Origin of the sequence: Chitinophaga eiseniae, assembly GCF_012641265.1 — a bacterium.
In the GTDB taxonomy this organism is placed as follows: domain Bacteria; phylum Bacteroidota; class Bacteroidia; order Chitinophagales; family Chitinophagaceae; genus Chitinophaga; species Chitinophaga eiseniae_A.
In genome coordinates this window covers 335507-354222 of sequence record NZ_JABAHZ010000002.1, presented here as the reverse complement: position 1 = coordinate 354222, position 18716 = coordinate 335507, and the positions used below count along the sequence as shown (strand labels likewise).

The window sequence follows — 18716 nt, the reverse complement described above, 5'->3', positions numbered from 1 at the left end:
TTATCATCCATATAAAACTAAAGGCACAAGGCATAACGCTTTGTGCCTTTAGTTTTATATGGATGTAGCAAGACAATAAATCTTTATTCCGTTACGTTATCTGCATATTTATTACTCCTATGAAGAAGTGTTGTCATTACTGGCTAACGGTTATCCTGTTGCTGTTGCCATTAAGTGGATTTATCAACGAACCAGATTTATATAATGTAAGGTTAAATGCTGCCAACGTCGATCCGGATAAAGTTTTCCTGCTGATAGATAAGAGCGACTACCGCTTGTATGTTTATGAAGATGTTACGTTGAGAAAGATCTACAAAGTAGTATTTGGTAACCGTGACCAAACGGATAAACAAACTGAAGGCGATCGCAGAACGCCTGAAGGTACCTTTCATATTTTAACAAAAAGAGTAGATAAAAGCTGGAGCCGTTTTATGTTGCTGGATTATCCCAATGAGAGTTCCTGGGCTAAATTCCATCAGCGGCAATCGGATGGGCTGGTATCTGCCAATGCCGCAATTGGTGGGGCAATTGGTATTCATGGTGTGGAATATGCTTCCGGTATCAGGGATAGTTATGTAGATAGCAGGATCAACTGGACCCTCGGTTGTATCAGCATGAAAAACGCCGATGTCAACGAATTGTATGATGTGCTAAAAGTAGGTACGCCTGTGGTAATACGTAGGTAAGATTTTTGCTGTTTACCCATTAGGTGCCTCCTGGTGGCAGCCAGCTAATGTAAATTTGTAATCATTGCTTATAAAGGATTGCATCTAGTGACACGGTTTTACCGTGTCATGATTCCAATATAAAATGGCGGGTAGGATCCTGTGAAGAGCGTGCACCACTCGTATGGTGCACGCTTTTTTATTGTAAAAAGGCGGTTACCTCTCTCATCCAGGCATCATTGTCTTTCCCGCAAAACGACTGGTGACCTGCATTAGGGAATATATACAATTTCTTTTGGGTGGTGCCGAGGTGAGAAAATACCTCGTTAGTTTCATGGGACATTACCCGGATGTCTTTTTGACCGTAGAAATATAATACGGGCATATGTATCTGGCGGGCGTAGCTTTCCGGCTTAAATCCAGGTCCCCAGAATCCCTGCTCTATTCCGCCCCAGAAGGTAAGGATTTGTGAAAAGGGAAATGCCGGCAGGTGCACAGCTCTCATGCGACTTTTTACGGCGTCTGTCAGCGTGGAAAAAGGGCATTGGATGATGAGCTTTTGCGGGGTAAGCCCATATTCAGGAACGGCTTTCAGAATGGCGGCTGCGCCCATGCTCACTCCCCAGAGTACAACTGGTTGGGTTGTTTTTTGCTTTACATAATCCCACGCCAGCTTTACATCTTCTGCTTCTTTAAATCCTACGCTGCAGGTAAGGCCCTCGCTGTTACCATGTCCACGGAAATCGAGCAGAAAGGTATTGTAGCCGAGTGACCTGAAGCGATCGGCTTCGGGCAACAGGGAGCCTTTATTGCCATTATAGCCATGAAACAGGATAACAGTGCCTACAGGATTTTTGGTGGGTATCCACCAACCTTCCAGGGATAACCCGTTGGCGGTATGAAGGTGCACGGTGTTATAAGGAGCAGCAGGATATTGAGTGGTGGCAGATTTGGAGATCCGGACGCCAAACAGGATGACCCCCAGCTTTTCCCCGGTGCTCATCTGCTCCGGTAGCTTATTTTTTTTGCCGCCATCGTCGTAGAAATGGGTAAACTTCCAGGCGTGGAAGGCACCGATGATATTGAGGAGTATAAACAGGCAAAGCAGTGTCCAGCCGGCCTTTTTGAGAAAACGTTTCATGGGTCTATCTTATAACAAAGGGATGCAGAAAATCATTTCTGCATCCCTTCTCTGAAAATATTAAAACGGCTTAGAGTCTGCCTTTTTTGATTTCATCAACTACAGCCGGATCCAGCAGAGTAGAGGTATCGCCCAGGTTGTCCAGGTCGTTTTCGGCTATCTTGCGCAGGATACGGCGCATGATTTTACCGGAACGCGTTTTGGGTAAACCGCCTACGATCTGTATTTTATCCGGCTTGGCGATAGGGCCAATAATACGGCTAACGGTTTGTGCGATGTCTTTTTTAGTGAGTTCCGCATCATGCGTTAAGCGCTCCATGATCACATAAGCATAAATGCCCTGCCCCTTAATATCGTGAGGATAGCCCACTACAGCGCTTTCCACCACGCCGGCGTGCATGTTGATGGCATTCTCTACTTCTGCAGTGCCAATACGGTGACCGCTTACGTTGAGAACATCATCTACACGGCCGGTAATCTTATAGTACCCGTCTTCATCTCTCAGGCAGCCATCGCCTGTGAAGTACATGTTTTCGTAGGTAGAGAAATAAGTTTTACGGAAACGTTCATGATCGCCGTATGTGCTGCGGAGCATACCAGGCCATGGGAACTTGATGCAGAGATTGCCGCTTACACCATTTCCTTTGAGTTCCTTACCGTTTTCGTCTACCAGCACAGGCTGTACGCCGGGAAGAGGCAGGGTGGCATAGCCTGGTTTTTCTTTCGTAATGCCGGCTATCGGGGTAATCATGATACCACCGGTTTCAGTTTGCCACCAGGTATCTACAATTGGGCATTTACCTTTACCAATGTTATCTTTAAACCAATGCCAGGCCTCTTCATTAATAGGTTCGCCTACGCTGCCCAGTTTACGGAGGGAGCTGAGGTCTTTATGATTAACAGGACCAAGGCCGTAGCTCATCAGGCTGCGTATAGCTGTAGGAGCGGTATATAAGATGTTTACGCGGAATTTGTCTACAATTTCCCACAGTCTCCCTGCATCGGGATAAGTAGGTACCCCTTCAAACATAAGGGTGGTAGCACCAGCGCTAAGCGGGCCATAGGCAATGTAGCTGTGGCCGGTGATCCAGCCGATATCTGCGGTACAGAAGTATACTTCTCCAGGTTGATACTGGAAGGTATTTACAAAAGTATAGTTGGCATATACCATATAGCCGGCACAGGTATGTACCACGCCTTTCGGCTTGCCGGTGGAACCGGAAGTATAGAGAATGAACAGCAGGTCTTCTGCATCCATTTCTTCTGCCGGGCAGGGGGGATTTCCCATGGTTTCTACCTGCTTGATTTCGTCTTCCCACCATACGTCTCTGCCTTTCAGCATACTAACCGGGGTGCGGGTACGGGTACAAACAATTACTTTCTTTACAGATGGGCAGGCCATCAGGGCGTCGTCCATTACCGATTTCAGCGGAATGTCTTTAGCGCCGCGATAAGCGCCATCACAGGTGATAACGAGGCTGCACTGGGCATCCTGGATCCTGTCGGCGATCGACTGAGCACTGAATCCTCCGAATACTACAGAGTGTACAGCACCGATGCGGGCGCAGGCCAGTATGGCAATAGCCAGTTCAGGAATCATTCCCATGTAAATACATACGCGATCGCCTTTCTTAACCCCATTGTTCTTTAACACATTGGCAAACTGGCAAACTTTATTGTATAAGTCGCGGTAAGTGATAATGCGATGGTGTTCTTCCGGATCGTTGGGCTCCCAGATAATGGCTGGAGTGTTGCCCAATGTGCCCAGGTGACGATCCAGGCAGTTTTCCGTAATATTCAGTTTAGCGCCGGTAAACCATTTGATATCCGGGTCTTTAAAATTCCAGTCCAATACCTTATCCCACTTGCGACGCCAGTAAAAATGGTCTGCTACATTGGCCCAAAAGCCTTCGGGGTCAATGACACTTTGTTGATAAGCCTGTTGATAATCTTCGATACTCTTAATCTGGTATGGGTACGACATAGCACCGTATTTGTTTATTGGTTAAGTACAAGCATTTTCCTAACGGGCTTTAAATTTAAGAAAAACCAGGTGGTTTAATAGAAATAATCTAAAAAAACATGTTAAAAGCGGATTATTTTTCAACGTAAGACTTCAGGTATTTGTAAATCTCTGGCGCTGCAGGATTATCCGGCGTGCTTAGCTGCAGGTAGCGTTTATAGTATTTCGTAGCCAGTGGTTTATTGTGGAGGTGCAGGTCGTAAATACGGCCAATGCTATACTGGCGCAGCGGTTTACGGGAAAGATAATAGGCTGTATCCAGTTGGGCAATGGCTGTTTTATATTGTTGCAGCCCTTCATAATTCACAGATTTACTGCTGAAATAGCCATCCAGGCTTTTGGAAGTGGCGAGGTCAATACAGGTTTGCAGCAACTCATTGCTGGAAGTATAATTTTTCAGCGCAGTATAGGAGAGGGCTGCATAATACATGATGTTTTCCGACTGGCCCCTGTTGGCGGTCATATATTCATGTATGCCGATGCACTCCTGGTATTTTTTAAGGGTATACCAGGCGGCGGCTACTATGCTGAAGGTATTAGGGGAAACAATTTTCATGTTCATTAATTGCGTGCCCAGTGTAGTACAGCGGGTATAATCCTTCAGAAACCAGGCGGCCCGGATGGCGGTCATTATCACTGGTGGTTGCAGGGAGTCGGAGGCCATGAAGGCGCAGGTGATACTATCGGCCTGCTGGTAATTTTCCTTTCCCAGCCACTCTTCTGCCAGGCGGGCTGCCACTTTGGGATCGGCGGGATTGAGGTGATAAGCCTTTTGGAGCCATACAAAGGCTGTATCGAATTGCTGGATGGCGTAGCACGCAAAACTAAGTTGTTTACAGGCAACAGCGTTATTGGGTTGCATCCTGGCAATGTACCGGTAATGTGTGATGGCCGCCAGGGGGGTTTCCATTTGCATCGCAATACTGGCCAGGTACTGATGTGCGGGGAGGTTGTTGCTATCCAGCTGTAATACTTTGTCATAGGCGGCGCCGGCATCTTTTGTTTTCCCAGAGAGATAGTAAGTATAGGCGAGTAGCGATAATTGCGAAATATTGTTTTCCTGTACCCTTGGTTGCAGGTAGCCAATGGCCTGATCGTATTCCTGGTGCTGCAGGTATTCCATTAGTTGATTACGGTCAATAGGTTGCTGACCCATTGCCGTTTGTAAGCAGCATAGCAGCTGTAGCAGCACTATGCCGCGGGTTAAAATGGTATACATAAACATCTTTTTTCTTTTTAAAACTAATAATTTAGTTTTAAAAAGAAAAACTTAGTTAATAAAGATAAATAAATAATAAAGCCTTGTAATCCCAGGAAGGGGTACAAGGCTTTATTATATGAGGATGTCATTTAGGAGTAAGTTTCTACAGACAGCGAATGAAATACTACCTCATATTACTTAGAAGATCGCTGGTACTTTTCGAAGTACTCTTGTCCCAATGCGTACACCTCGTCCATTACTTCAATGATTTTTTGCTTTTCAGCGTTGCTAAGTGCAGGAATAATCTTGCCTTTCTCGTTAGGATTTGGTTTGTCTTTACCGCGCATTTTACGATAAAAAGTAGGTGTACTCCAATTGCATTCTTCACACACTCTTTCTCTAAAGGCTACCGGTAGTCCGGAGAGTTTTGTGTGAATGTCAAGCAGAACATTCAGTGATTCTTTGCTCATAATGGGTATTATTTTCTAATTATTGGTTATGGTTAACAAAAAAGATTGACGATTATTTTAAGCATATAAAACAACATTTTATGTGTAAACAAATGTATTCATAATCGTGCAATTTATAATGATAAAACATTACTTTCTTTAAAAAAAATAATACCCCATGTAATGCAGTGCTGTAAAGGGTTTTGGGCTATTTGTAAAGGTTGGTTGATGTGTATCGTTTACACAATAATTGTCAGTCATTTTATTGTGATTATCACTACGATTTTTATGTTGTCATATTGATAAATGTTTATTGGTGCTTTATTACGTATATACGTTGCCGTTATATAATTGTTATGGTTGATTAATGCGGCTGACAGGCGTATATTTTTTTGTTAAATTGATATATTTATTTACAAAATGAAATATTAATTGTTAAATTATACGATAATACAACAGGGCCCATCCTGTCTGTAGCATCATAATTTAAAACATAAAGGATGCAGTCGAGCCTGATACACATGGGACACCGCTTGAAGCAGATACTGAAGCAAAAGAAGATAAAGATCGTAGACTTTGCTGCCATGGCCGGTTTTACCAACCAGATAGCCCATTATCATTTACGCAAAAATGATATGAAACGTGCTACCATGGAGCGTTTCTGCACATTAATAGATATTACCCCCGATGAGTTTATGCGGTGGAATGGTGCTATGCAACTTAGCCAGGGCAAAAATATCCACCATGGCGACCGTCTACAGCAGATTATCGCCGAAAAAGGCCTGAATAAGAGCAAACTGGCTGGCCGCCTGGATATGAGCCGTCGTACCATGTACAATCTCTTCGAAAAGGAAAGCTTCTCGCCCGATGAGCTGGAGCGTGTAGCCAAAGGATTGGACATGACCGTAGAGGGCTTCCTGAACCCGGGTACGGTACAGGAGTCAAGGGTTACTGACAGTGAAGAAATGATGCTGATGAGGGAGAAGTATTACAAATTGCTTGAAGAGCACACCCAGTTACTGAAAAGCTATGCCACCATAAAAGATGAGTTATTACAGGTCAAAAAGGAAATGACCACACTGCGTAAACAAAAAGATTAAAGAAATACACCGATCACTATAATGATATTCGTTGATAGTAAATCGGGGTTTTTCTTTAATAGCTAACCTGCACTGGCCAACTGTTAGGCTGCTACCTCACTTAATTTAAAAAATGTTGCTACTTCCTCCCAGTTGTTTAAACGTTTGTAGTCAGTCAATGGTAAGTTATGCGGAGCACTAAATAATAGGGGAGTGCCCTTAAATGAACGCAGGTTTTTATCATGGTCATCTATCATGTAGTCCGCTTCCACAATAGTTTTTGATCCACAGAACACAACATTCCGCCAGTGGATGAACGGGAAGTGCTCATTCAGCCAGGCTAGTTTCTCCGCCAGTGAAAAAGGGAATTCCATCGCTGCAGAAACAATAAATACTTCATGTTGCGCTGCCAGGGCTTTAACCACTTCCTGGCTGCCTTTCATCACCGGAATGCCCCTGAAAAAGCCGGGTGTATTCAACATTTTTACCATTATTCCTTCCGGAAACACACTGCCTTCCGGTACATTATCCAAACGCGCGGGATCTATCACTTCCCCGTATTCCTTTGCGTACACCGCTAATACATGTTGTTGCAGGTCCGCCATTACATTGTCCATGTCGATTGCTATTCTTGCCATGATTTGCTATTTTTTGCAAAGTTATGCCATATGTTGCAAATTATTGCATAATCTTTCATAATTTTGCACAAAACGGCAAATATGTTAAAAGAGGAAAGGCTGGAATATATCCTGAAGAAACTGCAAACAGATCATAAAGTACTGCAGGCAGAACTCAGCAGCGATTTACAGGTATCGGAAGATACGGTAAGGAGAGACCTCGAATCTCTTGCTCAAAACGGGCAACTGATTAAAGTACGGGGAGGGGCTATTCCCCATTCTCCCAACCCTTATTCGTTTAAGGAGCGTATACAATACCATGAAGAGGATAAAAAACATATTGCCACCAAAGCCTTGTCATTTCTGCGTAATGGACAAACCATTATGCTCGACGGAGGCACTTCCACTTTAATGCTGGCCAAGTTAATCCCCGCAAACCTGCACCTGACGGTCATTACCAACAGTGTTCCGATTGTATCACAGTTGATGGACCATCCTGGTATTGAACTGATCTTTACGGGCGGATTAATTGGCAAAAACTCGCAGACCTCCGGTGGGATGGATACCATCCGTATGCTCGAGAAATTGCGGGCCGACATTTGCTTCCTGGGTATTTGCAGTCTCCATCCTGTTGCCGGCGTAACCGGCCTTGATCTGGGGGAGGCAGATGTTAAAAGCGTGATGGTGGAATCGGCCAACAAGGCCATTGCACTGGCCACCAGCGATAAAATGGGTACGGCGGAGCCTTTTAAAGTATGTGATATTACAGGTTTGGATACCATTATTACCGATAATCCCGACCTGCCTTCATTAAAGCCGTATATCAACCTGGGAATCCAGGTGATCTGATTATTTAAATTTTTTATCTTAACAAAGATGTTACAGGATCTATCGATGGTGGCGATGAATAAGAGAGCAACGCGTATTGCGGTCAGCGCTTTATTTTTCCTTACTGGTTTATGTTTTTCCAGCTGGGCTTCCCGTATACCGGATATCCAGCAAGCCCTGGGCTTAAATGATGCAGGACTGGGTAGCCTGTTACTGGCGTTGCCGGTAGGATCCCTGATATCCTTGCCTGTAGCCGGGATATTGGTATCAAAATATGGTAGCCGGCAGGTGTTATTAATTGCCGGTGTGGCCTACGCCGCTGTATTACCTGCCCTTGGGCTGGCCCAGCACGCATGGGAACTGAGTATTTTCCTGGTATTGTTCGGCTTCTGCGGCAACATTGCCAATATCGCGGTAAACACACAGGCAGTAGGCGTAGAGGTGATGTATGGCCGCTCTATTATGGCTTCCTTTCACGGCTTGTGGAGCGTTGCCGGGTTTACCGGCGCCGCCATAGGAGCGGGAATGTCGGGGCTACACCTGGCGCCGGTATATCACTTCTTAATCATTGCCGGTATCGCCTGGACGCTAATTGTATTAACGATGAACAGGCTGGTAACTACCGTGCCAAATGAAAATAGTGCCCCTTCTCTCTTTGGAAAACCAGACGCTTTCCTGATTACGTTGGGTATTATCGCCATGTGTTCAATGATCTGCGAAGGAACGATGTTCGATTGGAGTGGCGTATATTTCCGTAGAGTGATAGCCGTGAAGGATGGTTTATCCGGTGCAGGCTATGCTGCATTTATGAGTACCATGGCCTCCGGACGCTTTATTGCCGACAGGCTTACCACCAGGCTGGGTGTGAAGAAGATGCTGCTGATCAGCGGAGGTCTCACCGCTGCGGGGCTACTGGTAGCCGTTATTTTGCCTTATTTCTACCCGGCTATGTTTGGCTTTATGCTGGTAGGCGCCGGCGTATCAGCGGTGGTGCCATTGGTATACAGTGCTGCCGGCAAATCAAAAACATTGTCTCCCGGTATGGCGCTGGCTACCGTATCCACTATTGGCTACCTGGGATTCCTCTTTGGCCCGCCGCTGATTGGATTTGTGGCGCAAGCTACCAACCTGGGAATTGCCTTCACCATGATTGCTGTAATGGGAGCGGCCATCGCCGTTATGTCTGCCAGGATAAAAATATAAACTCAAATGGCCACTGCTCCGCTTTTGCGGGGCAGTGTGCTGAAGGATAGTTCTTCCTCACGGTAATCCACCAATAGTAAGTATTCCCCGGTGGGTAAAGGCACTGGTGGCAGTTGCATGCCGGCAAGGGCCGTCAGCAGCGGTTCCGGTGAATGATCAAAAGGGACCAATCTTACTAATGGGTGTAGTATTTCTTCGTCCGCAGATATATGCAGTAAGGCTTCTTTAGGCAAAAATTTCAAGTCATTAATGGCCAGTTCCATTAACAAGATCTCCCGCAGATACGGGTTTTCGAGGCTCCCCGTAGTTATTTTCTCCAGTAAAAAATCACCAAATACATTGATCTCCCGCTTAAACTGTAAATCAGACTTATAGCAAATACGCCAAAATTCCTCTACGAGCGGCATCAGGGATGGGCCTAATAAAAAACAGGTATAGGGAAGCATCGTGTAGATAGGCGTGATCCTGTTTACACGATATAGGGTACAGCTCACCGACATGCCGGGTTGGCGTACTACTGTTTGTAAACGCATTTGCTCGCGGCGCGTAAGGTCATACCGGGAGAGGATTTCCGCCGGCTGCTCCCGTAACGCCAGGCACAATTGCGGGGAGGCAATTAAATCAGTGATCGCTTTCTGAAAAGAGAGGAGTGACATATCATCAACTATGATAAAGGTTCCAGGCTGCCTTCGCCCGGTTTAGTTCGCGGGTAATACCCTCAAACTGCAACAGGTGAAAGTAAGATTCATGAAATTCAAAGGTAATGCCGCATAGGTTATGAACTAACGGTAACGTATAATCGAGTAGCTCCCATACCTCCGGCGGACAAGGGCCTGCATGAGAATCAGTGTACATACCTGCCATCTCGTTGCCGCCGGCAATATGGATTTCGATCACTTTATCCAGCTGCAGCTGGTTAATAAATTCCTTCGGATCAAAATGGTGATTGACGGCGTTGGTATACACGTTATGAATATCGAGCAATAAGCCGCAGGAGGTACGATCTGATAACTCATTCAGGAAGGCCGTTTCGCTGAGTTCCTGCTCCGGCAAATCAATAAAGTATACATTGTTTTCTACCAGGAAAGGTGCACTGATAGCCCGTTTGATGGCATTGATACGACCGCTGATCATATCCAGTACTTCATAATCGTACGGCACCGGTACTGCGAGGCCTGCATTGTGTTCTTCCTGTTGATCGTTATGTACCTTTACAAAAGACAGGTGATCGCTGTGCCATTTAAATGCATAGCGCTGGTGCCATTCCTGCATTTTCTGAAGGTATGTTTTATCAAAAATGCCGGCGCTGCCCAGCGAGTAAGATATATTATGAGCGGTTAATGGGTATGTGGCGGCTATTTTATCCAGCACCATCATCCAGGATTCAATCTCTTCAAATCTTTCCTGCTGGCCGTTTCCACGATCTGTCCAGAACATATCGGGAATGATTTCCACATAATCACATATCCCGGGACAAGCTTCCAGGTACAGCTCCAGGGAGGGATTGTATAGCAGTCCAACGCCCAGCTGGGGAATAGGCTGGCGGTACAGGTGACCTGTACGGGCAGGTGATATTACTTGTGACATGACGGGAGCGTTTAAAATACCGTCCAGGCATAGGCCTGGACGGTATCGCCGGATTAATGTTGTGCAACGGCTGCCTTGGTAATAGCCATTTTTTCCAGGTCTACGTTAATCACTTCTTCCAGTTTTTCCCGGATATTGAAGTGTACGCCAGACAGGCAGGCCTGGCAACCGCGGGGGTTAATTTGTCTCAGCACCAATGCCTGTAATTTAGTGACATCTTCCAGTTTAGTGCCTTTGGGAACGGTGAGGTCGATCTGACCATTAGCGCCGTAATGAACTTCAGCTGTACGCATAACGTTTGATTTTTGGGGTGTAAAATGTATATTGAAAAAAACGAAAATGATTCTTTGGGGTAAAGCTCTTGTATTCGTTGCACCAGTCTTTTGAGGGGTATGCACAGTATCGTTGCACTGTGCATAGTAAAGTTAGGAGAATAAATGGATATCTGGATAAGTATTTATACGGAAAATACTGCGTCCGTAATGTTACTTTTTAGCAAATCTTTCCAGTTTATTTACCAGTGTAGTTGTATGGTGTAGCAGATTTTCGATAGTAGATGCTTTTTGAAGTAACTTATTAATGCGTATACGGAGATAGAATTTCTCGGTCACTGCGTCTTCATAGTTAGTCGTGAGCTGGAGGGATCGGCCCAATGCCTCATCCTGTAAATAATATAACTGGGGAAGTATTTCACTGATTATTTCTTGCGTAGCTGTAGTTTGGAACAGCTTATCAAAATGGCTATTGCCGGTGGGCGTTTTGCGAGCGAAGAAATGGAGGAGTGTGTTCGGCCATTCACGGCTGTATACTTCAATTGTTTTTTTTAGATAGGGTAACTCCAGTTGTAAGACGGTGTAAGGATTATATATTTTACCGACATAGCTTGGGTCGAATTTAGCCCGACCTAAATTGTTCCGGTCATTATTCCATGAAAAAGTCAGCGCGCCGTCTTTCTGATGATAATTTAACCGGAAGTTAAAGGAATAGTTGCCTTGGTCCTGGTTTCCCGCAATGTATAACGCCTGTCCGTAACCGTACTGTCGGTGTATGCTTTTCCAGTCTCTACTATTTATAGTGATCGGAGGTATAGAAATAGAAGGCATATCGATTAGATGGGTTAATTATTTTATATAAAGCTAAATGTATTTATTATTCTCCCGAAAAAAACTTCTCGGAAATGAAATTTATTTCTGATTATAATTTTCAAATCACGTAACTTTGCACGATTTTTTTGGTCCCTCACACGGCATAAAGATCAATTTGGTTTTTCATTTTCAATAGATTACACAAATGCCAAAAGACTCATCTATCAAATCTGTTCTCATTATCGGTTCTGGACCCATTATTATTGGTCAGGCTTGCGAATTTGATTATTCCGGTTCCCAGGCAGCACGTTCGCTGCGGGAAGAAGGAATTAAAGTGATATTGATTAATTCCAACCCGGCTACCATCATGACGGATCCAATGATGGCCGATAAGGTTTATTTGCTGCCACTGACCGTGGAAAGCATTGAGCAGATCCTGGAAGAAAACCAGATAGATGCCGTATTACCCACCATGGGCGGCCAAACTGCGCTGAACCTTTGCAAGGAAGTAGACGAACTCGGAATTTGGGAAAAGAACAATGTTCGCCTGATTGGGGTAGACATTAAGGCAATTGATAAGGCAGAAGATCGTGAACAGTTCCGCCAGTGGATGATCCAACTGGGTATCCCGGTGGCTCCCGCCAGAACAGCTAACTCTTTCCTCGAAGGAAAAGAATTTGCACAGGAAATAGGCTTCCCGCTGGTAATCCGTCCTTCCTTTACCCTGGGTGGTACCGGTGGTGGATTTGTACACAGTAAAGAAGACCTGGACGAAGCCCTGGACCGTGGTTTGAAAGCTTCCCCCATCCACGAAGTACTGGTAGAAAAAGCGGTACTGGGATGGAAAGAATATGAACTGGAATTGCTGCGCGACAAGAATGATAACGTGGTAATCATTTGTACCGTGGAAAACCTCGACCCGATGGGTATCCACACGGGTGATTCCATTACGGTGGCGCCAGCTATGACCCTGAGCGATACTGCTTTCCAGGAGATGCGTAACAAAGCGATGATGATGATGCGCGACCTGGGCAACTTTGCCGGTGGTTGTAACGTTCAGTTTTCCCTGAATCCGGAAAACGAAGAGTTGATTGCTATTGAAATCAACCCTCGCGTGAGCCGTTCCTCCGCACTGGCTTCTAAAGCAACCGGTTACCCGATTGCGAAAATTGCTGCCAAACTGGCTATCGGTTATACACTGGATGAACTGGAAAACCAGATCACCAAAACTACTTCTGCATTCTTCGAGCCAGCACTGGACTACGTGATCGTAAAAATGCCACGCTGGAACTTCGATAAATTTAAAGGGGCCGACGACACCCTGGGCCTGCAAATGAAATCAGTAGGAGAGGTAATGTCTATCGGACGCACCTTCCCTGAAGCATTACAGAAAGCTTGTCAGAGCCTTGAAAACGACGCACTCGGTCTGGGCTACTATGGTAAATCTCTCCTGAAGAGTGAGCAACTGATCGAGAAATTAAAACGTCCTACCTGGGATCGTATTTTCCGTATCAAAGATGCTTTGATGGCGGGAGTTTCCGTAAAACATATTCACCAGCTGACTTATATCGACCGCTGGTTCCTGCACCAGATCCAGGATATCGTGAACCTGGAAAAACAATTGCTGGAGCTTGACCTGCAGAGCGTTTCAGTAGAAATGCTGAAAGATGCCAAGAAAATGGGCTTCTCTGATATGCAACTTGCGGTATTGTTTGGTGATTGCGATGAAGACGAAGTATACGCTAAGCGTAAGGAGCTGGGCATCACCCGTACTTTTAAAATGGTAGATACCTGTAGCGCAGAGTTTGAAGCAAAAACACCTTACTTCTACTCTACGTTCGATACCGAAAATGAAAGCAAGGTAACCGATAAGAAGAAGATCATTGTACTGGGCTCCGGTCCTAACAGAATCGGGCAGGGTATTGAGTTCGACTACTGCTGCACACACGGTTTACAGGCGATCCAGGACTGCGGTTATGAAGCTATCATGGTAAACTGTAACCCAGAAACGGTTTCCACCGACTTCGACATGGCAGATAAATTATACTTCGAGCCGGTGTTCTGGGAAAATCTCTGGGAAATCATTGAGCTGGAAAAGCCGGAAGGTGTGATTGTGCAGCTGGGTGGACAAACCGCGCTGAAGCTGGCCAAACGCCTGGAAGAAAAAGGTGTGAAAATCATCGGTACCTCTTTCGACAACATGGATATTGCAGAAGACCGTGGTCGTTTCTCCGATATGCTGAAAGAACTGGGCATTCCTTATCCTAAATATGGTACTGCTTACAATACAGACGATGCGATAGAAGTGGCGAAAGAAGTAGGTTACCCCGTACTGGTGCGTCCTTCCTATGTATTAGGAGGTCAGCGTATGAGAATCGTCATCAACGAAGAGGAGCTGGAAGAATCTGTACTGAGCCTGTTAAGACATTTGCCTGGTAACAAGATATTGATCGATCACTTCCTGGATCGTTGCCAGGAAGCAGAAATAGATGGCATCTTCGACGGTACTGATTTCCATGTAATGGGTGTAATGGAGCATATTGAACCGGCAGGTATTCATAGTGGCGACAGCCATGCGTTGTTACCGGCTTTCAACTTGTCGCCGATCGAAGTAACCACCATGGAATACTACGCAGAAAAAATTGCGCGTGCACTGAATATCAAGGGCTTGATCAATATACAGTTTGCGATCAAAGATGGCAATGTATATGTGATTGAAGCTAACCCGCGTGCTTCCCGTACTACGCCATTTATTGCTAAAGCTTACCAGGTGCCTTACCTGAACATTGCTACAAAAGTGATGATTGGTGCCAATAAGCTGAAGGACTTTAACATTGAAAAGAAACTTACCGGTTTTGCTATCAAGGAACCTGTATTCTCTTTCAACAAGTTCCCGGGCGTAAACAAGGAGCTGGGGCCTGAAATGAAATCAACCGGAGAAGCAATACGCTTTATCAAAGATCTGCGCGATCCATATTTCAGACAACTCTTCAAGGAAAAGAGTATGTACCTGAGTAAATAATATTGTTAGCTAACTGTTAACGAAAAGCCCTCTACGTTACGGCGTGGAGGGCTTTTTATATGAAGTAAGGTTGTCAAAAAAACAGAGCCTGATAAAAATCAGGCTCCTTCTTTTCCCTCAAAATAACCATTAAAGACACGACTATTGAATCTTGATACAATTCATATAGCGTGACCGGTAATGCAGTTTACAAATAATATTATATTTAAAAGAGATGTTAACTAATCAATAACAGATGAAATAATATTTAATATTCTAATAATTGAATATTAATATATTAAATAAGAAGCTTTTGTAACCGATTTCAGCCATTTTTTCCATTGCAGGAGGAAGTTTCCAAGACATCATATAAAGATATTATCTATTAACTAAACCCGTTTTTAACATTTTCAAAACATTTTACAGACTGTTAAAAGTTAGGTTTGTTTTTGATAAAAGTTAACCCCCACATGCATTTTGAGTCTACAGCATTTACCGTGATGTGCTGGAAACAAGCACCTTTCTTACGCCTTATTTTCCCCTTCCTGGCAGGAATAAGTATACAACTTTATACGGAGTTGCCACCGCTTTTGTTGCTATATACAGTGGTTGTTTGTGTCTGTTGCGCATGGCTGTTTCGCTATCTGCCTGTACAATGGCGTTTTAAACAGGCATGGTTGCCCGGTATGCTGTTGCAAGTGAGCGTGGCCGGAAGCGGTGCCTTACTCTTGTATAAGGCAGATCTGCGGCATCAGCAGGGCTTTTTCCAGGATAACAGAACGGATACATCCCTGGTTTTATTGCAGATAGAGGAACCGTTACAACCCAAAGCAAGATCATTTAAATCCACTGCCAGGGTAATTGCGCTGTATGTACAGCACAGATGGGTGCCCGCAAAAGGCAATTTGCTGCTTTATATTTCCCGGGATACTATGCGGCCCATACTGATGTATGGAGACCGGCTCGTTGTCCGTAAAAAGCCGGAATTGATCAGGAACAACGGCAATCCCGGGAGCTTCAACTATCAGCAATATTGTGTATCTCAACAGCTTTATCAGCAGTTGTATTTACAGCCGGCCGACTACTACAGGCTATCCCATACAGGTGGCAGTGCAGTAACCCGTTGGTTGTTGCACGCGAGAGATTACTGTTTATCCTGTTTTAGGAGATATATCGGGACAGGGCCGGAGGCAGGGATGGCAGAAGCATTGCTGATAGGATACCGGCAGGATCTGGATAAGACGGTGGTACAGGATTATAGTAACACTGGGATTGTACATATTATTGCTATTTCCGGAATGCACCTGGCGCTGTTGTATGGCACGCTCCTTTGGTGTTTGCGCTGGTTGCCGCCCGGTAAATGGGCTGGTGTATTGAAGGCTATCCTTATTTTGGGAGTACTATGGGGATTTGCCCTGCTTACCGGTGCGTCGGCTTCTGTGCTCCGTTCCGCGGTGATGTTTACCGCCATAACGCTTGGCCGTTTTGTATTGGAGCGTTACAGCAGCATCTATAATACCCTGGCTGCATCCGCGTTCCTGTTATTGGCTTATCAGCCATACCTGGCCATAGATGCCGGCTTTCAGTTGTCATACCTGGCAGTGCTCAGCATATTGCTTTTCTATCAGCCCCTGTACGAATTGTGGAACATTAAGCGGAAGTGGATGATAGTTCTCTGGGGGATGCTGTCGGTATCGCTGGCCGCACAATTGATGACTACCCCGGTGAGCCTGTTTTACTTTCACCAGTTTCCCAATTATTTCTTATTGGCTAACCTGGTGGCAGTGCCATTGTCTACTGTAATTATCTATGGAGAAGTGATATTATTGGGGCTTTCTCCATTTCCGGTATTGGCCACGTTTGCAGGACTGGCCATCCGGTTCCTCATTTTTGCCATGAATAGTTGTGTAAGATGGTTAGGCGCGCTACCCTATGCGCTTATCACGAACATCCATTGTTCGCTGGCACTCACGATATGTTTGTATATGCTGCTGGCAGGAATTGCCCTATGCTGGCTCAGTGGCTGGCGACCGGGCGCCTGGCTGGCAGCGTTAAGCCTGTGGGGATGTTTGGTTACACGTGCCGTATGGCTTACCCGGGTACAGCAACAATCTAAAATTATTGTGTATAACGTACCCGCCTATACGGCTATTGACTATATATATGGGCAACAGGCCCGGTTTATTGGTGATGATAGCATCTGGCAAACTGCCGGTGCCCAAACTTTGTTGGCCGCGAGGAATGAAATGGGATTACATGCAGGTGTTCCGAACGGCTTTCAGCGGTACCAGCATTACAGTCGTTTTTATGGAAGATGCCTGTTGATCATCGATAGCATCTTGCCACGAAAAGTGCCTGGGAAGAAGTTGCAGGCAGATTATATCCTGCTTACCCATAATCCCAGGGTAGATATCAACAAGCTGGATAGCCTGTATGACTACCAGCTACTCATTTTTGCCGCCAACAACTATGCAAAACGGATATCGCGCTGGAAGCAGGCTTGCGAAGCAACTGGGCGTCGTTATTACGTTGTTGGCGAACAGGGGGCTTTCGTAGCCGAAGTACGGTAAAGGAGGAAAAACATAGAAAGATAGATATCAGCCAATGCACACGACTTGATATTTCGCCATTCATGTATTGGCTGATATTATCTCCAACTTTTATAAGGCTTGTTAAGGCCTTGCCTGTAGCTTGCTTTCCAGCTCGTCAATTTTCTTCTGCATACGAATCAGGTGTAAGGTCATTTCCTCCACTTTTTCCAGTAATAACCTGTTCATCTCTCCAACATCATATCCATTCTCTGCCACTTCTTTGGCAGTAGGGATACCGGGAAGATGTTTATTCGCTTTGATGAATTTTTCGGTTTCATAAAGCGGCATAACGGTATAATCATCATGGAATACATAATCTGCCCAGGTGGAGGATTGGGTTACTTTTATTTTTCTTGCACCCAGCAATCCTTCTACGGCTAATTTACAAGCACCGGGATTAACGGTGCCTATGCCAACACTGCCACCGCCGGTTGCCATAATAATGTTGCCTTTGGAGGCGGTGTTAATGTACATTTTGTTATCAGTGCCAGCAGGATTGGTTTCGAGTACGAGGTAACCTTCGTTGCTGCCCCGGATTCTTCCGCCGGTGGGAGCGCCAAAAGTAGTCCATTCATTATACGCGTTGCCAAGAACAGCTGCCAGCTTAATTCCGTTAGCTGTGTCGGTAGCGGTAGCAACAACATCTAAAGGCGCCCGGGGGGAAGTATTGTTTATTCCCACACGTCCCGACTGGTTCCAGACACCATTACCTGGAAATAACACGGTACCAGAGAACCTGTTTCGATAATTTAATAACGTTTTTTTGGTAGCTGTTGGCAAAATTGCTTCATCCACCACGCTCCATCCCTGATAACTAATGGGAACATCAGCGGTTAATCCCCGCGCAAATGCCCTGATGGCAAAGCGTTGGTAATAATCTTTACTGTCCATAAAAATAACCACTTTACCTCCCTCGTTGGCTAAGTAAATAGGTGGAGTATAAGCACCGAAAGATGACACCAGCGAATTGCCATTAATAGTGTCATCATAAACATAGTAATCGATGATTAGCCCAATTGGTTCCCCTGATCCAAAATTATAGCCTTCAATAATGATGGTTGGCATGGCAACTCCGTTGGAAAATGGTAAGTTGGTTTTAATTTTAGTACCATTTGCCGGGGTAGCTGTCCTGGAGAAAGTGATAACTGTATCACAAAACACCTGGGCTTTTGCTGTATACAGCGCGCAAGCCAGAAAAAATAGTAAGAGGATTTTCTTCATATAGGGAGTTGTTTTAAACGGGTAC

The 18716-nt window shown here is 45.2% G+C and carries 16 protein-coding genes; 6 read left to right on the top strand and 10 right to left on the bottom strand.

Features of this window, described 5'->3' with window-relative positions:
* Positions 1 to 119: 119 nt before the first annotated feature.
* Positions 120 to 686 (top strand): murein L,D-transpeptidase family protein, encoded by a 567-nt coding sequence (locus tag HGH91_RS09020; RefSeq protein ID WP_168738139.1) that lies wholly within the window; start codon positions 120 to 122, stop codon positions 684 to 686.
* Positions 687 to 864: 178 nt separating this feature from the next.
* Here the strand turns inward: HGH91_RS09020 and HGH91_RS09015 are convergent, their stop codons facing one another.
* The 4 genes from HGH91_RS09015 to HGH91_RS09000 all read right to left on the bottom strand — a co-directional run bounded on the left by HGH91_RS09015 (position 865) and on the right by HGH91_RS09000 (position 5500).
* A complete protein-coding gene (locus HGH91_RS09015; RefSeq protein ID WP_168738138.1) occupies positions 865 to 1806 on the bottom strand; it encodes an alpha/beta hydrolase in 942 nt (313 codons plus the stop codon).
* 70 nt (positions 1807 to 1876) lie between these two features.
* Positions 1877 to 3790, bottom strand: a complete 1914-nt coding sequence (gene acs / locus HGH91_RS09010) for an acetate--CoA ligase (RefSeq protein ID WP_168738137.1) — start codon at positions 3788 to 3790, stop codon at positions 1877 to 1879.
* 112 nt (positions 3791 to 3902) lie between these two features.
* On the bottom strand, positions 3903 to 5048 hold the full coding sequence (locus HGH91_RS09005; protein ID WP_168738136.1) for a hypothetical protein: 1146 nt from the start codon (positions 5046 to 5048) through the stop codon (positions 3903 to 3905).
* 176 nt (positions 5049 to 5224) lie between these two features.
* Positions 5225 to 5500: a hypothetical protein gene (locus tag HGH91_RS09000; protein WP_145661455.1), complete on the bottom strand. Its 276-nt coding sequence runs from the start codon at positions 5498 to 5500 to the stop codon at positions 5225 to 5227.
* 479 nt (positions 5501 to 5979) lie between these two features.
* Here HGH91_RS09000 and HGH91_RS08995 point away from each other — a divergent pair, with 479 nt between their 5' ends.
* Complete coding sequence (locus HGH91_RS08995; protein WP_168738135.1) at positions 5980 to 6579, top strand: helix-turn-helix domain-containing protein; 600 nt, start codon at positions 5980 to 5982, stop codon at positions 6577 to 6579.
* An 83-nt stretch (positions 6580 to 6662) separates the two neighbouring features.
* On the opposite strand, the gene HGH91_RS08990 is transcribed toward HGH91_RS08995, so the two are convergent.
* Complete coding sequence (locus HGH91_RS08990; protein WP_168738134.1) at positions 6663 to 7196, bottom strand: 5' nucleotidase, NT5C type; 534 nt, start codon at positions 7194 to 7196, stop codon at positions 6663 to 6665.
* An 81-nt stretch (positions 7197 to 7277) separates the two neighbouring features.
* Here HGH91_RS08990 and HGH91_RS08985 point away from each other — a divergent pair, with 81 nt between their 5' ends.
* Complete coding sequence (locus HGH91_RS08985) at positions 7278 to 8024, top strand: DeoR/GlpR family DNA-binding transcription regulator (protein ID WP_168738133.1); 747 nt, start codon at positions 7278 to 7280, stop codon at positions 8022 to 8024.
* 27 nt (positions 8025 to 8051) lie between these two features.
* A complete protein-coding gene (locus tag HGH91_RS08980; protein ID WP_168738132.1) occupies positions 8052 to 9206 on the top strand; it encodes an MFS transporter in 1155 nt (384 codons plus the stop codon).
* Positions 9207 to 9208: 2 nt separating this feature from the next.
* On the opposite strand, the gene HGH91_RS08975 is transcribed toward HGH91_RS08980, so the two are convergent.
* The 4 genes from HGH91_RS08975 to HGH91_RS08960 form a co-directional block, all read right to left on the bottom strand.
* Entirely contained in the window at positions 9209 to 9862 is a 654-nt protein-coding gene (locus HGH91_RS08975) for a hypothetical protein (protein WP_168738131.1), read from the bottom strand.
* Positions 9863 to 9866: 4 nt separating this feature from the next.
* Entirely contained in the window at positions 9867 to 10793 is a 927-nt protein-coding gene (locus HGH91_RS08970) for a DUF692 family multinuclear iron-containing protein (RefSeq protein WP_168738130.1), read from the bottom strand.
* A 53-nt stretch (positions 10794 to 10846) separates the two neighbouring features.
* Complete coding sequence (locus HGH91_RS08965; protein WP_168738129.1) at positions 10847 to 11086, bottom strand: hypothetical protein; 240 nt, start codon at positions 11084 to 11086, stop codon at positions 10847 to 10849.
* A gap of 192 nt (positions 11087 to 11278) precedes the next feature.
* A complete protein-coding gene (locus tag HGH91_RS08960; protein WP_168738128.1) occupies positions 11279 to 11896 on the bottom strand; it encodes a hypothetical protein in 618 nt (205 codons plus the stop codon).
* 187 nt (positions 11897 to 12083) lie between these two features.
* Here HGH91_RS08960 and carB point away from each other — a divergent pair, with 187 nt between their 5' ends.
* Positions 12084 to 14900 (top strand): carbamoyl-phosphate synthase large subunit, encoded by a 2817-nt coding sequence (gene carB, locus HGH91_RS08955; protein WP_168738127.1) that lies wholly within the window; start codon positions 12084 to 12086, stop codon positions 14898 to 14900.
* 449 nt (positions 14901 to 15349) lie between these two features.
* Positions 15350 to 17449, top strand: coding sequence for a ComEC/Rec2 family competence protein (locus HGH91_RS08950; RefSeq protein ID WP_168738126.1), 2100 nt, complete (start codon positions 15350 to 15352; stop codon positions 17447 to 17449).
* A gap of 102 nt (positions 17450 to 17551) precedes the next feature.
* Here HGH91_RS08950 and HGH91_RS08945 read toward each other — a convergent pair whose 3' ends face one another.
* Positions 17552 to 18691, bottom strand: a complete 1140-nt coding sequence (locus tag HGH91_RS08945; protein ID WP_168738125.1) for a hypothetical protein — start codon at positions 18689 to 18691, stop codon at positions 17552 to 17554.
* Positions 18692 to 18716: the final 25 nt, after the last annotated feature.

What these genes read in the sequence shown, in the direction of transcription:
- HGH91_RS09020 (WP_168738139.1), top strand. Translation starts at nt 120, where the DNA reads ATGAAGAAGTGTTGTCATTACTGGCTAACGGTTATCCTGTTGCTGTTG.
- HGH91_RS09015 (WP_168738138.1), bottom strand. Translation starts at nt 1,806, where the DNA reads ATGAAACGTTTTCTCAAAAAGGCCGGCTGGACACTGCTTTGCCTGTTT.
- acs (WP_168738137.1), bottom strand. Translation starts at nt 3,790, where the DNA reads ATGTCGTACCCATACCAGATTAAGAGTATCGAAGATTATCAACAGGCT.
- HGH91_RS09005 (WP_168738136.1), bottom strand. Translation starts at nt 5,048, where the DNA reads ATGTATACCATTTTAACCCGCGGCATAGTGCTGCTACAGCTGCTATGC.
- HGH91_RS09000 (WP_145661455.1), bottom strand. Translation starts at nt 5,500, where the DNA reads ATGAGCAAAGAATCACTGAATGTTCTGCTTGACATTCACACAAAACTC.
- HGH91_RS08995 (WP_168738135.1), top strand. Translation starts at nt 5,980, where the DNA reads ATGCAGTCGAGCCTGATACACATGGGACACCGCTTGAAGCAGATACTG.
- HGH91_RS08990 (WP_168738134.1), bottom strand. Translation starts at nt 7,196, where the DNA reads ATGGCAAGAATAGCAATCGACATGGACAATGTAATGGCGGACCTGCAA.
- HGH91_RS08985 (WP_168738133.1), top strand. Translation starts at nt 7,278, where the DNA reads ATGTTAAAAGAGGAAAGGCTGGAATATATCCTGAAGAAACTGCAAACA.
- HGH91_RS08980 (WP_168738132.1), top strand. Translation starts at nt 8,052, where the DNA reads ATGTTACAGGATCTATCGATGGTGGCGATGAATAAGAGAGCAACGCGT.
- HGH91_RS08975 (WP_168738131.1), bottom strand. Translation starts at nt 9,862, where the DNA reads ATGTCACTCCTCTCTTTTCAGAAAGCGATCACTGATTTAATTGCCTCC.
- HGH91_RS08970 (WP_168738130.1), bottom strand. Translation starts at nt 10,793, where the DNA reads ATGTCACAAGTAATATCACCTGCCCGTACAGGTCACCTGTACCGCCAG.
- HGH91_RS08965 (WP_168738129.1), bottom strand. Translation starts at nt 11,086, where the DNA reads ATGCGTACAGCTGAAGTTCATTACGGCGCTAATGGTCAGATCGACCTC.
- HGH91_RS08960 (WP_168738128.1), bottom strand. Translation starts at nt 11,896, where the DNA reads ATGCCTTCTATTTCTATACCTCCGATCACTATAAATAGTAGAGACTGG.
- carB (WP_168738127.1), top strand. Translation starts at nt 12,084, where the DNA reads ATGCCAAAAGACTCATCTATCAAATCTGTTCTCATTATCGGTTCTGGA.
- HGH91_RS08950 (WP_168738126.1), top strand. Translation starts at nt 15,350, where the DNA reads ATGCATTTTGAGTCTACAGCATTTACCGTGATGTGCTGGAAACAAGCA.
- HGH91_RS08945 (WP_168738125.1), bottom strand. Translation starts at nt 18,691, where the DNA reads ATGAAGAAAATCCTCTTACTATTTTTTCTGGCTTGCGCGCTGTATACA.